General features: G+C 72.5%; 13 protein-coding genes. 8 read left to right on the top strand and 5 right to left on the bottom strand.

Going from position 1 to position 13,305, the window contains the following annotated elements; translation table 11 throughout:
• Window positions 1-5 precede the first annotated feature (5 nt).
• Window positions 6-686 carry an MtrAB system response regulator MtrA gene (gene mtrA, locus MUN74_RS02375; RefSeq protein ID WP_244854774.1) on the bottom strand — a complete coding sequence of 227 codons (681 nt, stop codon included), beginning with the start codon at window positions 684-686 and terminating at the stop codon, window positions 6-8.
• 126 nt (window positions 687-812) lie between these two features.
• Between mtrA and MUN74_RS02380 the strand changes: the two genes are divergently transcribed.
• The 6 genes from MUN74_RS02380 to MUN74_RS02405 all read left to right on the top strand — a co-directional run bounded on the left by MUN74_RS02380 (window position 813) and on the right by MUN74_RS02405 (window position 7,526).
• Entirely contained in the window at window positions 813-2,165 is a 1,353-nt protein-coding gene (locus MUN74_RS02380; protein WP_244854775.1) for a DUF7847 domain-containing protein, read from the top strand.
• Entirely contained in the window at window positions 2,150-2,818 is a 669-nt protein-coding gene (locus tag MUN74_RS02385; RefSeq protein ID WP_244854776.1) for a DUF4129 domain-containing protein, read from the top strand. Before MUN74_RS02380 ends, MUN74_RS02385 begins: the two co-directional genes overlap by 16 nt.
• Window positions 2,815-4,056 (top strand): DUF4350 domain-containing protein, encoded by a 1,242-nt coding sequence (locus MUN74_RS02390; protein ID WP_244854777.1) that lies wholly within the window; start codon window positions 2,815-2,817, stop codon window positions 4,054-4,056. The genes MUN74_RS02385 and MUN74_RS02390 overlap by 4 nt, the downstream gene beginning before the upstream one ends.
• On the top strand, window positions 4,053-5,156 hold the full coding sequence (locus tag MUN74_RS02395) for an AAA family ATPase (protein WP_244854778.1): 1,104 nt from the start codon (window positions 4,053-4,055) through the stop codon (window positions 5,154-5,156). Before MUN74_RS02390 ends, MUN74_RS02395 begins: the two co-directional genes overlap by 4 nt.
• 46 nt (window positions 5,157-5,202) lie before the next feature.
• Window positions 5,203-6,540 carry a DUF58 domain-containing protein gene (locus MUN74_RS02400; protein WP_244854779.1) on the top strand — a complete coding sequence of 446 codons (1,338 nt, stop codon included), beginning with the start codon at window positions 5,203-5,205 and terminating at the stop codon, window positions 6,538-6,540.
• Window positions 6,541-6,767: 227 nt separating this feature from the next.
• Window positions 6,768-7,526, top strand: a complete 759-nt coding sequence (locus MUN74_RS02405) for an aquaporin (protein ID WP_244854780.1) — start codon at window positions 6,768-6,770, stop codon at window positions 7,524-7,526.
• Between the two features lie 192 nt (window positions 7,527-7,718).
• Here the strand turns inward: MUN74_RS02405 and MUN74_RS02410 are convergent, their stop codons facing one another.
• Window positions 7,719-8,714 (bottom strand): stage II sporulation protein M, encoded by a 996-nt coding sequence (locus MUN74_RS02410; RefSeq protein ID WP_244854781.1) that lies wholly within the window; start codon window positions 8,712-8,714, stop codon window positions 7,719-7,721.
• Between the two features lie 17 nt (window positions 8,715-8,731).
• Between MUN74_RS02410 and MUN74_RS02415 the strand changes: the two genes are divergently transcribed.
• Window positions 8,732-9,589 (top strand): RDD family protein, encoded by an 858-nt coding sequence (locus tag MUN74_RS02415; protein ID WP_244854782.1) that lies wholly within the window; start codon window positions 8,732-8,734, stop codon window positions 9,587-9,589.
• Window positions 9,590-9,620: 31 nt separating this feature from the next.
• On the opposite strand, the gene ahcY is transcribed toward MUN74_RS02415, so the two are convergent.
• The 3 genes from ahcY to MUN74_RS02430 all read right to left on the bottom strand — a co-directional run bounded on the left by ahcY (window position 9,621) and on the right by MUN74_RS02430 (window position 12,814).
• Entirely contained in the window at window positions 9,621-11,102 is a 1,482-nt protein-coding gene (gene ahcY, locus MUN74_RS02420) for an adenosylhomocysteinase (RefSeq protein ID WP_244854783.1), read from the bottom strand.
• A gap of 63 nt (window positions 11,103-11,165) precedes the next feature.
• Window positions 11,166-12,602, bottom strand: a complete 1,437-nt coding sequence (locus tag MUN74_RS02425; RefSeq protein ID WP_244854784.1) for a phosphomannomutase/phosphoglucomutase — start codon at window positions 12,600-12,602, stop codon at window positions 11,166-11,168.
• Entirely contained in the window at window positions 12,599-12,814 is a 216-nt protein-coding gene (locus MUN74_RS02430) for a DUF3499 family protein (RefSeq protein WP_244854785.1), read from the bottom strand. The genes MUN74_RS02425 and MUN74_RS02430 overlap by 4 nt, the downstream gene beginning before the upstream one ends.
• 129 nt (window positions 12,815-12,943) lie before the next feature.
• Between MUN74_RS02430 and MUN74_RS02435 the strand changes: the two genes are divergently transcribed.
• Window positions 12,944-13,300 carry a hypothetical protein gene (locus tag MUN74_RS02435; protein ID WP_244854786.1) on the top strand — a complete coding sequence of 119 codons (357 nt, stop codon included), beginning with the start codon at window positions 12,944-12,946 and terminating at the stop codon, window positions 13,298-13,300.
• The last annotated feature ends 5 nt before the right edge of the window (window positions 13,301-13,305 follow it).

Genomic DNA, 13,305 nt, shown 5'->3' on the forward strand with positions numbered 1-13,305 from the left:
CGGCCTCAGGTGGTCGCGCCGGCGCGGTAGCCGACACCCCGGACCGTCATCACGATTCGCGGGTTGTCGGGGTCGTGCTCGACCTTCGCGCGCAGGCGCTGCACGTGCACGTTCACGAGCCGCGTGTCGGCCTTGTAGTGGTAGCCCCAGACCTGTTCGAGCAGCATCTCGCGGGTGAACACCTGCTGCGGCTTCGAGGCGAGCGTGAGCAGCAGGTCGAACTCGAGCGGGGTGAGGTTGATGCGCGCATCGCCGCGCCGCACCTCGTGCCCCGCGGCGTCGATGACGAGGTCGCCGATCGGCAACGTGGCCGAGGCCGGTTCGGGCGCGGGTCGCAGCCGCGTGCGGATGCGGGCCACCAGTTCCTTCGGGTTGAACGGCTTCACCATGTAGTCGTCGGCGCCGGTCTCGAGGCCCTTGACGACGTCGGCCGTGTCGCTCTTGGCGGTGAGCATGATGATCGGCGTGCCCGACTCGGCGCGGATGCGCCCGCACACTTCGATGCCGTCCATGCCGGGGAGCATGAGATCGAGCAGCACCAGGTCGGGCTTGTGCTCGCGGAACGCGGCGAGCGCGGCGGCCCCGTCGGCGCAGAAGACGGGCTCGAAGCCCTCGGTGCGCAGCACGATGCCGATCATCTCGGCGAGGGCCGTGTCGTCGTCGACGACGAGTACGCGTGGAGTCATCCCGTTCGTTCCTGTCAGCAGCCGATGGCTCGGCGGAATCCGGTTTCCCCAGCGTAACCGGTCGGGCGTGCGCAGCGGCCGAATGTGCGAGCATGGGGGTCAGCACGCCGGAAGGAGCGCGGAGACGTGTCGGACCAGGACTGGCAGGCGCCCGGTGGCGCGAACGGCGCTGCGCCAACCGGCCCGTCGAACGACGTGCCCTCCGCTGGCGGGTATCCCCCGCCCACATCTCCCGGCCCCGCGCAGTATCCGCCGCCCGCCTACCCCGGCACCGTGCAGTACCCGCCGCCCGCCTCCCCCGGCACCGCGCAGTACCCGCCACCCGCCTCCCCCGGCACCGCGCAGTACCCGCCGCCCGTCGGCGGCTCGCAGCCGACGCCCGGCTGGGCACCGCCGCCGAAGCCGGGGCTCCTGCCCTTGCGGCCCCTCGGTTTCGGCACGCTCCTGTGGGCGCCCTTCCAGACGCTCCGGCGCAATCCCGCGGCGACATTCGGATCGGGGCTCGTCGTGCAGCTCGTCACGACCGTGGCGACGCTCGCGGTGTTCGTGCCGTTCATGGTGCTCATCTTCGGCCGCATCGAGAGCGCGACGACCGACGACGTCGATGCGGTCGCCGCCGGCGGCATCGGCGCCCTCCTCCTGCTCATGCTGGTGCCGATCGCCGTCTCGCTCGTCGCGAGCGCGTTCCTGCAGGGCGTCATGGTGGTCGAGGTCGCCACCGGCACCCTCGGTGAGCGGCTCGCCTTCGGTGCGCTCTGGCGGCGCGCCGCCCGTCGGATCGGCCCGCTGCTCGGCTGGACCGCGATCATCACGGGCGCGCTGCTCGTCGGCGTCGTCGGCTTCGTCGCGGTGATCGCGCTCGCGGCCGTCGCCGGTACGGCCGTCGCCGGCGGACCCGCCGGAGCCGTCGCAGCGATCATCATCGGCCTCGTTGGTTCGCTCGGGTTCGTCGCGCTCGCCGCCTGGCTCATGACCAAGCTCGCGGTCGTGCCGAGCGCGATCGTGCTCGAGCACGCCGGCATCGGCGAGGCCGTGCGCCGCTCGTGGCGTCTCACCGCCGGCTTCTTCTGGCGGACCTTCGGCACGCTGCTGCTCGTGGCCGTCATCCTCTCGTTCGCCGGGCAGGTGGTCACGCAGCCGGTGTCGCTGGTCGGCACGATGATCGCGGCCGTCATCGACCCGACGGGCAGCGGCGCCGCGATCGGGATCACGATCGCCACGCTCGTGATCACGGTCGTCCTCACGATCGTGATCGGGGCGATCACGTCGGTCGTGCAGTCGGCGCTCGTCGCCGTCATCTACATCGACCTGCGCATGCGACGCGAGGGCCTCGACCTCGAGCTCACCCGGCACGTCGAAGAGCGCGACGCCGGTCGCCCGGTTGGCGACCCGTACGCGCCGCCGCCGGCCGCGGCGACCTGGGCTGCCCCCGGCCCGGTGCCCGACGCGACCGGCGGCGAGACGTGGACGCCCCGCTGATCGTGCGCGCCGTGCCCCCGCTCGACCCCGACGCGCCCGAGGCGCGTCGGTGGCTCGAGGACGAACTGCTGAAGCCCGAGTACCAGAACGCCAAGCCGACGGCCTTCGATCTCGCGATGCAGGCGGTCGGCGACTGGATCGCCGATCTCTTCCGTGGGGCCGGCGGCGTGCCCGGACCGATCGTCACGCTTATCGTCGTGCTCGTCGTGGTCGCACTGGTCGTCGTCGCGTTCCTCGTCTTCGGCGCGCCGCGCCTGCGGCGGGCCCGACGCTCGGCCGTGCCGCTCTTCGACGACCACGATGTCCGCGATCTCGCTGCGATCCGCGCGGCTGCCGAGACCGCCGCCCGGGTCGGCGACTGGCCGCTCGCGATCGAGGAGCGATTCCGCGCACTCGTGCGCGGGGTCGTCGACCGCGAACTCGTGCAGGTGCATCCGGGCACGACGGCCAGGGGGTTCGCGGTTGCCGCGGCCCGCCCGTTCCCCTCGGAACGGGATTCGCTGGCCACAGCGGCGGCGGCCTTCGACGACGTGCGGTACTCGGGCGGCACGGGCGACGTCGTCGTCTACGACGAGCTCACCCGGCTCGAGCAGCGCATCGTCGACGCACGCCCGGCCGGCGCCCCCGACGTCGAGGCGGAGGCCGTCCGATGAGCGCTCCCCCGGCGTCGGTCGTCGGCGGGTCCGCGACCACCGCGGCACCGGCGGTCACGCCCACCATCCGCGCGACGCTCCGTCGTCGACGGATCTGGATCGTCTTCGCCGCGCTGGTCGTGCTCGGCGTGCTCGCGATCGCGCTGATCGGCGGCACCGCCCGCGGCGGAGGACCGCGACTCGGTGCCGAGAACCCTGCACCCGAGGGGGCGAAGGCGCTCGTCGCGGTACTCGCCGGCCACGGCGTCGAGACGACCGTCGCGGCGACCTACGAACGTGCACTCGAGGAGGCGAAGACCGGGGCAACGGTGCTCGTCTACGACGAGCTCGGAGTGCTCTCGACCGACCGGTACTCGAAGCTCGGCCTCTACGCCGACCGTCTCGTCGTCGTCGCGCCCGACTTCACGGCGCTCGAGTCGCTCGCGCCGGGCGTCCGCCTCGCGGGCGTCGCGGGTGGGCCCATCGACGACGTCGCGTGCGACGTGCCCACCGCCGTGCGCGCAGGTTCACTCTCCGACGACCAACGGCTCTTCAACGTCGACGAGGATGCCGCGGCCGATGGCTGGCTGGGCTGCTTCCGCGACGGCGACCACGGGTACGCGGTGGTGACCGGCGAGTCGCGCGGCGGCGAGGTCGCGCTCGTCGGAGCCACTACATCGTTCGAGAACGGCCGCATCACCGAGCGCGGCAATGCAGCGCTCGCGGTCGGACTGACCGGGGCATCCGATCGTCTCGTCTGGTACCTGCCCGGCCCGACCGACGCCGAGACCGAGGCGGCGCCGACCATCGCCGAGCTCACGCCCGGCTGGGTCTCGCCGGTGCTCGCCCTCGCCGTCGTCGTCACCATCGTCACCGGCATCTGGCAAGGCCGCCGATTCGGCCCGCTCGTCGCCGAGAACCTCCCGGTGCACGTGCCGGCCGGCGAGACGAGCGAGGGGCGCGCCCGGCTCTACGCACGCAACGCCGCACGGGCGCACGCCCTCGACCAGTTGCGCATCGGCACGATCGGCCGGCTCGCGGAGACCCTCCGGTTGCCACGAGGGCTCGACGTCGAGCAACTCGCCGAGGCGGCCGCCGCGACCACGGGGCGGGATCCCGTCGCTGTGCGACGGCTGCTCGTCGACGATGTTCCGGGCGGCGACGCCGAGCTCGTGCGGCTCGCGGGCGAGCTGACCGAGCTCGAGGACGACGTCCGTGCCACACTCTCACCCGAGACCCGACCAGGAAGGCGACCATGACCGACCCGATCGCGAACGACCCGAGGCCCGGCGGCACGGAGCCGCCACCCGCGGCCGCCGTGCCGACGACGCCGGCACCCTCGGCGACCGGCCCCGGCCCGGCGCCAGCTGCGCCCGGCACGGCGCCCACGACCGCCCCCGCGGGCCCCGACGCCGAGCTGCGCGCCGCGCTGGGCCGCGTGCGCACCGAGGTCGGCAAGGCCGTCGTCGGCCAGGAGGGCGCCGTCACCGGCCTCATCATCGCGCTCCTCACGCGCGGGCACGTGCTGCTCGAGGGCGTGCCCGGCGTTGCGAAGACGCTGCTCGTGCGCACGCTCAGCCGAACCCTGCGGCTCGACACGCGACGCCTGCAGTTCACGCCCGACCTCATGCCGGGCGACGTGACGGGCTCGCTCGCGTACGACCCCCGCACCGGCGAGTTCGCGTTCCGCGAAGGGCCGGTGTTCACGAACATCCTGCTCGCCGACGAGATCAACCGCACGCCGCCGAAGACGCAGTCGGCGCTCCTCGAGGCGATGGAGGAACGGCAGGTCTCCGCCGACGGCGTCACCCGCCCGCTGCCCGATCCGTTCATGGTCGCGGCGACGCAGAACCCGATCGAATACGAGGGCACGTACGCGCTGCCCGAGGCGCAGCTCGACCGCTTCCTGCTGAAGCTCGTGCTCGACGTGCCCGAGCGCGATGCCGAGATCTCGCTGCTGCGCCGCCACGCCGACGGGTTCGACCCGCACGATCTCGCCGCAGCCGGAGTCGAGCCCGTGCTCGGCGCCGCCGAACTCGCGCGGGCGCGAGCCGCTGCAGCGGCGGTGCGCGTCTCCGACGACGTGCTCGCCTACCTCGTCGACCTCGCCCGGGCGACCCGGCGCAGCCCGTCGATGCGGCTCGGGGTGAGCCCGCGCGGAACGACCGGTCTCCTCGCCGCAGCGAAGGCCTGGGCCTGGCTCACCGGCCACGACTCGCTCACTCCCGATCACCTGCAGGCGATGCTGCTGCCGGTCTGGCGGCACCGCGTGCAGCTGCGCCCAGAGGCCGAGCTCGAGGGCGTGTCGGTCGACCAGGTGCTGCGCGGCATCGTGCAGCAGGTGCAGGTGCCGCTCTGAGCACTGCACGTGGCACGATGACTCCGGTCTCGAGGAGGCGAACCCCATGGCGCTGACCGGCCGCTTCGCCGTGCTCGTCGCGCTCGGCGCGATCCCCGTGGTCGCCGCCGGGCTCAGCGGCGCCCTCGAGGCCTGGCTCGCGCTCGTGGGCTGGCTGCTCGTCGCGGTCGGCGCCGGGGCGGTCGACCTCTCGATCGCCGCATCGCCACGACGGGTCGCCTTCGTACGCGAACTGCCCGAACGGGTGCGGCTCGGCGAGCCGGTCGCATCGGTGCTCATCGTGCAGAACCTCGGGCCGCGCCGCCTGCGGGCGATCGTGCGCGACGGCTGGGAGCCGTCGGCCGGCGTCGACGGGCCGAACCGCACCCGGCTCGACGTGCCCCCGGGCGAGCGTCGACGGCTGACGCTGCACCTCGTGCCCGTGCGCCGCGGCGACCGGCGCACCGAGCAGGTGACCATCCGCTCGCACGGTCCGCTCGGGCTCTGGGCGCGGCAGGCGACGCTCGCCGCCCCGGGACGGGTGCGGGTGCTGCCGCCGTTCCACTCGCGGGTGCACCTGCCCTCGCGGCTCACGCGACTGCGCGAGCTCGACGGACGCACGCCCCTGCTCATCCGCGGCCAGGGCACCGAGTTCGACTCGATCCGCGAGTACGTGCGCGGCGACGACGTGCGCTCGATCGACTGGCGTGCGACGGCCCGCCACATCGACCCCGAGGTGCCCGGCAACGCCAGGCTCATGGTGCGCACGTGGCGCCCCGAGCGCGACCGGCGCATCGTGATCGTCGCCGACACCTCCCGCACGGCCGCCGCGAGGATCGCCGACGAACCGCGGCTCGACACCGCCTACGAGGCATCCCTGCTGCTCGCCGCCCTCGCCACGCACGCCGGTGACCGCGTCGACTTCCTCGCGACCGACCGCCGGCTGCGAGGCCGCGTGCACGGCGCGACCGGGGCCGACCTGCTCGCCCGCATGGTCGACACGATGGCGGGCATCGACGCCGAGCTCCTCGAGGCGGACTGGTCGCTCGTGCCGGGCCTCGTGCGACAGGTGACGAGCCGCCGGGCCCTCGTCGTGCTGCTCACGGCCGCCGACTCCCCCGGCAGCGCCCGCGGCCTGCTCTCGATGCTGCCGCAGCTCACCGGGCGGCACACGGTCATCGTCGCATCGGTCGCCGACCCGGCGCTCATCGACGCGACCCGTGATCGCGACGACCTCGACGCGGTGTACCGGGCCGGTGCTGCACAGCGCGGTCTCGACGACGGCGAACGCGTCGCCGCCGCGATCCGCCGCCTCGGCGGGCAGACGGTCTCGGCGTCGCCGCTCGAGCTGCCGCCCGCCCTCGCCGACCGATACCTCGACCTGAAGGCGTCGGGGCGACTCTGAACCGCGCCGGTCCGCACCGGCCGGCACCGGTCGGCACCGCCGACGGGACACGTCACCGACCGGCAGTGATCCCGCGTCGCACGGCGACTCGTTTCGAGACATTCGCACGAGGTTCACGCGCCCCGCCCGCTCGGGTCGCTACGCTCTCGGAGGCGCCGTCGAGGCCGTGCGCCGCGTCCACCGATCGTTCGAACCCACGATTCCGGTCTCCACCGAAAGGCAGTCACATGTCCGACACAGCCCCCGCACAGACGTCCGCCCCGGCGCCAGCCGTCGCCGGCCCGTCGACCGGCCAGAAGCTCACCGCCGAACTCCTCGGCACGTTCATCCTCGTCTTCGGCGTCATCGGCGCCGCGATCTTCTCGTCGGCCGGCACGGGCCTGCTCGGTGTCGCCTTCGCGCTCGGCCTCGCCGTGCTCGTCGGCATCTACGCGTTCGGCCCCATCTCGGGCGGCCACTTCAACCCGGCGGTGACCCTCGGTCTCGCGATCGCCGGCCGCTTCGCGTGGAAGGACACGCTCGGCTACATCGTCGCCCAGATCGTCGGCGGCATCCTCGGCTCGGTCGTCCTGCTCGGCATCCTCTCGACCGGACCGAAGTTCGACATGGCGATCTTCCAGAGCGTCTCGACGGGCTACGACGAGCTCTCGCCCGGCGGGTTCGGCCTCGTGTCCTTCCTCATCGCCGAGATCGTCGCGACCGCGGTGTTCCTCTTCGTGATCCTCGGCGTCACCTCGGCCGGCCGCGCCGCGTCGAACCTCGCCCCGCTCGCGATCGGCCTCACCCTCACGGTGCTCGTGCTCGTCGCGGGGAACGTGTCGAACGGCTCGTTCAACCCGGCCCGCTCGATCGCGACCGCGATCTTCGGCGGCCCGGTCGCGCTCAGCCAGCTCTGGGCGTCGATCGTCGCGCCGATCGTCGGTGCGCTGCTCGCCGGCGTCATCTACAAGGCGCTCTTCGACCGCCCCGCCCAGCTCACCAAGTGAGCCCGTGCGGCCGGCTCCCACCGGCCGCGCACCCGCGAAGGCGGATGCCGCTCCCCACGCCGTTCGGCGTGCGGGCGAGGCATCCGCCTTCGTCGTGTCGGGCCCTCTTCCGCAGGGTTCCGATCCGACACGCGGAGCGGTGGCACGTCGCCGACCGCCGGCCGCCCGGGCCGTGACCTCCGACCCCGGAGGCTACCCCGCGACGATGCGCGTTGCGCCGGCGTCGAACTCGCCGAGGTCGCCGGTGACGCCCGCTCGGGCCGCCCGGCGGCCGACCACGAGCATGTAGACGAGGAGCCCCGCGAGCGCGGCGGCGCCGATGCCGATCTTCACGGCCCACGGCCACGGCGCGGGCGTCACGAACCCCTCGATGAGGCCGGCGACGAGCAGGAAGAACACGAGCCCGATCGCGACCGTGAACAGGGCGCGTGCGTCTTCGGCGAGCGCCACGCCGCGCGGACGCGGGCCGGGGGCGACCCACGCCCAGAAGATGCGCAGGCCGGCGGCGGCCGCGATGAAGATGCACGTGAGCTCGAGCAGCCCGTGCGGCGCGATGTAGAGGAAGAACGTGTCGGCCTCGTCGTAGGTGAACATGACGGCCGCGTTGACGCCGAGGTTCTGCGCGTTCTGCATGACCACCCACGGCACCCAGACGCCGAGGATGCCGAACGCGACGCACTGCGCGGCGATCCAGGCGTTGTTCGTCCAGACGGAGCCCGCGAACGACCCGGCCGGGTGCTCGGAGTAGTAGGCGACGAACCCCTCTTCCGCGATCTGGCGCAGCTCGCGCTCGGATCCGAGCGACGCGAGCACACGTGGGTCGCCCATGATCCACCACGCGTAGAGTGCAGCGATCACGAACGTCGCGAGGGCGACGGCGAGCGTGAGCCAGCGCAACCGGTAGAGCGCCGCCGGCAGGTCGAGTGCGACGAACCGTCCGAGCCGGCGCAACGGATTCTCGGGGGCCGCGGTGAACCGCAGGCGCGACCGGGACAGGCTCAGCGAGAGCCGGTCGCCGAGCGCGGTCGATCCTGCGGTCGACTTCACGAGCGAGAGATCTGATGCCGCCGCCTGATAGCGCTCGATGAGCTCGTCGGTCTCGGGACCCGAGAGGCGCGAGCCGCGCGCGAGCGCGTCGAGCCGCTGCCAGTCGTCGTGGCGGGCTGCGGCCAGGGCTTCGAGGTCCATCTGCTTGAATACTACCCATGGCCTCCCCGACCGCCGCGACCCCGTCGGGCACGGCCGTCCGGGTCGCCCGCTTCGACGCCGACGGCGTGCTCACGGGCGAAGCCGTCTCGCTCGACGTGCGCCCTGCGAGCGTGCTCATGCGCGCGGGCGGTGCCGCGATCGACGTGCTCGTGAGCATCGTGCTGATCCTCGGACTGCTGTGGCTCGTCTCGAGCCTCGGCGTCGACGAGGCCGCGCTGCGTGCCGCGATGGTCGCCGGCATCGTGACCGTCATCGTCATCGTGCCGACCGCCGTCGAGACCGCCGCGCACGGCAAGTCGCTCGGCAAGCTCGCACTCGGACTGCGGGTGGTGCGCGACGACGGCGGCGCGAGCGGGTTCCGGCACGCGTTCATCCGAGCGCTCGTCGGCGTGGTCGAGATCTACATGACGTTCGGCGGACTCGCACTCCTCGTCGGCTTCCTCAATCCGTCGTCGAAGCGGCTCGGCGACATCCTCGCGGGCACGCACTCGCAGGTCGAGCGGGTGCCGGCGCCGCCCTCGAACGCGTTCGGCGTGCCCGTGCCGCTCGCGGCGTGGGCGACGACGGCCGACGTGGCACGCCTGCCCGACCCGCTCGCGCGTCGCGTCGCGTCGTTCTTTGCGAACGTCGAGCACCTCGTGCCCTCCAGCCGCGCCCGGGTGGCGGCGTCGCTCGCCGCAGAGGTCGCCCCGTACGTGTCACCGGTACCGGCGGCGCCGCCCGAGTTGTTCCTCGCCGGGGTGACCGCGCTCCGCCGCGAACGCGACGCGGCCGCACTCGAGCTCGAGCAGGCGCGCATGGACGCGCTCGCACCCGTGCTCACGTCGCGGCCGACCGGGTTCCCCGAGCGCTGACGACCGCGACGAGGCATCCGCCCCGCGTTGATCAGTAGCGGTAGTGGTCGACCTTGTAGGGCCCCTCGATCGAGACGCCGATGTAGGCGGCCTGCTCGGGGCTCAATGTGGTGAGCTGCACACCGAGCGAGTCGAGGTGCAGGCGCGCGACCTTCTCGTCGAGGTGCTTCGGCAGCACGTACACGCCCGTCGGGTACGCGTCGGGGCGCGTCCACAGCTCGATCTGGGCGAGCACCTGGTTCGCGAACGAGTTCGACATCACGAACGAGGGGTGACCGGTCGCGTTGCCGAGGTTCATCAGGCGCCCCTCGCTCAGCACGAGGATGGAGCGGCCCGACGGCAGGCGCCACTCGTGCACCTGCGGCTTGATCTCGACCTTCTCGGCGCCCGCGAGCGACTCGAGCGCGGCCATGTCGATCTCGTTGTCGAAGTGGCCGACGTTCGCGACGATCGCCTGGTGCTTCATCGCGAGCATGTGCTCGAGGCGGATGACGTCCTTGTTGCCGGTGCAGGTGACGAAGATGTCGACCTCGCCGACGACGTCTTCGACGCGCGCGACCTGGTAGCCGTCCATCGCCGCCTGCAGTGCGCAGATGGGGTCGACCTCGCTCACGATCACGCGCGCACCCTGGCCGCGCAGCGCCTCGGCCGCGCCCTTGCCGACGTCCCCGTAGCCGACGACGAACGCGACCTTGCCGCCCATGAGCACGTCGGTGGCGCGGTTGAGCCCGTCGGGCAGCGAGTGGCGGATGCCGTACTTGTTGTCGAACTTCGACTTCGTGACCGAGTCGTTGACGTTGATCGCCGGGAAGAGCAGTTCGCCGGCCGCGTGCAGTTCGTAGAGCCGGTGCACGCCCGTCGTCGTCTCCTCGGTCACGCCCTTGATCTCGTCCGCGATGCGGGTCCAGCGGTCGGGGCTCAGCTCGAGCGAGCGGCGCAGCGTGTCGAGGACCACGCGGTACTCGTGGCTGTCGCCGGCGGATGCCTCGGGCACGGCGCCCTCGGCCTCGAAGTCGCGCCCCCTGTGCACGAGCAGGGTCGCGTCGCCGCCGTCGTCGAGGATCATGTTCGGGCCGACCCAGTCGGCGCCCGCTGCCGCGGCCTCGGCACTCCAGTCGAAGATGCGGTCGGTGCACCACCAGTACTCGTCGAGGGTCTCGCCCTTCCACGCGTAGACCGGCACGCCCTTGGGTTCGTCGACCGTGCCGTCTGGCCCCACGACGACCGCCGCGGCGGCTTCGTCCTGCGTGGAGAAGATGTTGCAGCTCGCCCAGCGCACCTGCGCGCCGAGCGCGACGAGCGTCTCGATGAGCACGGCGGTCTGCACGGTCATGTGCAGGCTGCCCGCGATGCGCGCACCCGCGAGCGGCTTCTGCTCGCCGAACTCGGCGCGGAGGGCCATGAGGCCGGGCATCTCGTTCTCGGCGAGCCGCAGCTGGTGTCGCCCCGCCTCGGCGAGCGACAGGTCGGCGACCTTGAACGGGAGGGCGATGGTGGCGGGCTCGATGCTCATGCCGACCATTCTCGCAGGCTCGCCGGCGGGTCGGTCGACGGGTGACCTCCGACCCCGCTCGCGCTACGCGGCCCTGATGAGCGCGAGCACCTCGTCGCGGATGGCGGCCATCGTCGGCTCGTCGGCGCCCTCGACGTTGAGCCGCAGGAGGGGCTCGGTGTTCGAAGGGCGCACGTTGAACCACCAGAACGGCTCGTCGCCCGCCGTGACGCCGTCGACGGTCAGTCCGTCGAGCTCGTCGAACTCGCCGCGGCCGGTGAAGGCCTCGACGACGCGCGTGTAGGCGGCCGGCACGTCGTCGACGACCGAGTTGATCTCGCCCGAGAGCGAGTACGGCGTGAACCGCGCCGCGACCTCGGAGAGCGGCGCCTGCTGCGCACCGAACTCGGCGAGCACGTGCATGGCCGCGAGCATGCCGTTGTCGGCACCCCAGAAGTCGCGGAAGTAGTAGTGCGCCGAGTGCTCGCCGCCGAAGACCGCCTTCGTGGCCTTCATCTGATCCTTGATGAGCGAGTGACCGACCCGCGTGCGCACGGGGTTCGCCCCGGCCGCCTCGATCGTCTCGGGCACGAAGCGCGACGTGATGAGGTTGTGGATGACGTTGACGTCGGTCTCGCCGGCGGCGGTGACGCGCGCGATCTCGCGGAGGGCGACGATCGCCGCGACCGCCGAGGGGCTGACCGCGCCGCCCTGCTCGTCGACGACGAAGCAGCGGTCGGCGTCGCCGTCGAACGCGAGACCCAGGTCGGCGCCGTGCTCGACGACCGCGCGCTGCAGGTCGACGAGGTTGGCGGGCTCGAGCGGGTTCGCCTCGTGGTTCGGGAAGCTGCCGTCGAGCTCGAAGTAGAGGGGCACGATCTCGAGCGGCAGCGCGGGAAGGCCGGCGGCCTCGCCGAGCACGGCCGGCACCGTGAGGCCGCCCATGCCGTTGCCCGCATCGACGACGATCTTGAGCGGGCGGATCGCCGACAGGTCGACGAGCGATCGCAGGTAGGCGGCGTAGTCGGCGAGCACGTCGGCCTCGGTGACGGTGCCGGGGGCCTCGACGGCGGGGATGCCGCCCTCGAGGTAGTCGGCGGCGCGATCGCGGATCGCCGCGAGCCCGGTGTCGAGCGAGATGCCCTGGGCACCCGCTCGCGAGAACTTGATGCCGTTGTAGGCGGCGGGGTTGTGGCTCGCGGTGAACATCGCCGCGGGAGCGTCGAGCGAGCCCGAGGCGAAGTAGCTCTCGTCGGTCGAGCAGAGCCCGATCGACACGACGTCGGCGCCGCGCGCCGCAGCGCCACGCGCGAAGGCCGTCGCGAACGGCGGCGACGAGTCGCGCATGTCGTGCCCGACCACGACCCTGCCGCCGGCCGCACCGACCTCGTCGACGAAGGCGGCGCCGAGCGCCTCGACGGTCTCGGCGGTGAGCCCGTCGCCGACGATTCCGCGGACGTCGTAGGCCTTCACGATCGCTTCGAGGCGCGCGCGAGCGCCGGACGTTGCAGCGGGATTCATGCCTTGAAACCTACCTCACCGAGCGAGGCATGCCGCACGATCTGCCAGCCGACCGGCGCCGAGGTGCGCTCGGCATGCCGGGCGCAGAGGTCGTACCCGTGCGGCTCCCGAACGATCGCGAGCGGACCGAGGACGGCCATCGATTCGGCGTAGTCGAACGTCAGGGTCGCGACCGCCTCGGCGGCGCATGCGGTGCGCGAACAACGTCTCATGGCAGATCAAGAGTAGCGACGACCGCCGCCATTACGATGGAGGGTATGCCCCGCTCTCGTCGTGTCGCCGTGCCGCGCTCTCCGAGGCGGTCGGCCCGCGATCGACACGGGCGCGGCATGCGCTCACCGGTGACCGGCCCCCACCTGCCGATGCTCACGAACCGGCTCGACGAGTTCGAGCTCACGATCGCAACCACGGTGTCGTACCTCCGCGGTCTGTGGCCCGAGCTCGAGGGCGTGGTCTTCGAGGTCGCCCAGGCTCCCGCCGAGGCGATCCACGACGATCACATCGACCGGTGGAAGGTGTACCACGACGAACGCCGCATCGTGTTCTTCCGGCTGCCGATCGTCCGATTCCTGCGCGTGCAGGAGGGCGAGGACAAAGACGAGAAGCTGCTCGTCGAGAGCTGCGTGTTCCGCGCGATCGCCGACTTCCTCGGGCGCGACCCCTGGGAGCTCGCGCCCGGGCGCTACCGCCACTTCTGAACCGC

The sequence above is a fragment of the Agromyces sp. H17E-10 genome (genome assembly GCF_022919715.1).
Classification (GTDB): domain Bacteria; phylum Actinomycetota; class Actinomycetes; order Actinomycetales; family Microbacteriaceae; genus Agromyces.

What these genes read in the sequence shown, in the direction of transcription:
- MUN74_RS02430 (WP_244854785.1), bottom strand. Translation starts at nt 12,814, where the DNA reads ATGAGACGTTGTTCGCGCACCGCATGCGCCGCCGAGGCGGTCGCGACC.
- MUN74_RS02390 (WP_244854777.1), top strand. Translation starts at nt 2,815, where the DNA reads ATGAGCGCTCCCCCGGCGTCGGTCGTCGGCGGGTCCGCGACCACCGCG.
- ahcY (WP_244854783.1), bottom strand. Translation starts at nt 11,102, where the DNA reads ATGAGCATCGAGCCCGCCACCATCGCCCTCCCGTTCAAGGTCGCCGAC.
- MUN74_RS02395 (WP_244854778.1), top strand. Translation starts at nt 4,053, where the DNA reads ATGACCGACCCGATCGCGAACGACCCGAGGCCCGGCGGCACGGAGCCG.
- MUN74_RS02410 (WP_244854781.1), bottom strand. Translation starts at nt 8,714, where the DNA reads ATGGACCTCGAAGCCCTGGCCGCAGCCCGCCACGACGACTGGCAGCGG.
- MUN74_RS02405 (WP_244854780.1), top strand. Translation starts at nt 6,768, where the DNA reads ATGTCCGACACAGCCCCCGCACAGACGTCCGCCCCGGCGCCAGCCGTC.
- MUN74_RS02425 (WP_244854784.1), bottom strand. Translation starts at nt 12,602, where the DNA reads ATGAATCCCGCTGCAACGTCCGGCGCTCGCGCGCGCCTCGAAGCGATC.
- mtrA (WP_244854774.1), bottom strand. Translation starts at nt 686, where the DNA reads ATGACTCCACGCGTACTCGTCGTCGACGACGACACGGCCCTCGCCGAG.
- MUN74_RS02400 (WP_244854779.1), top strand. Translation starts at nt 5,203, where the DNA reads ATGGCGCTGACCGGCCGCTTCGCCGTGCTCGTCGCGCTCGGCGCGATC.
- MUN74_RS02415 (WP_244854782.1), top strand. Translation starts at nt 8,732, where the DNA reads ATGGCCTCCCCGACCGCCGCGACCCCGTCGGGCACGGCCGTCCGGGTC.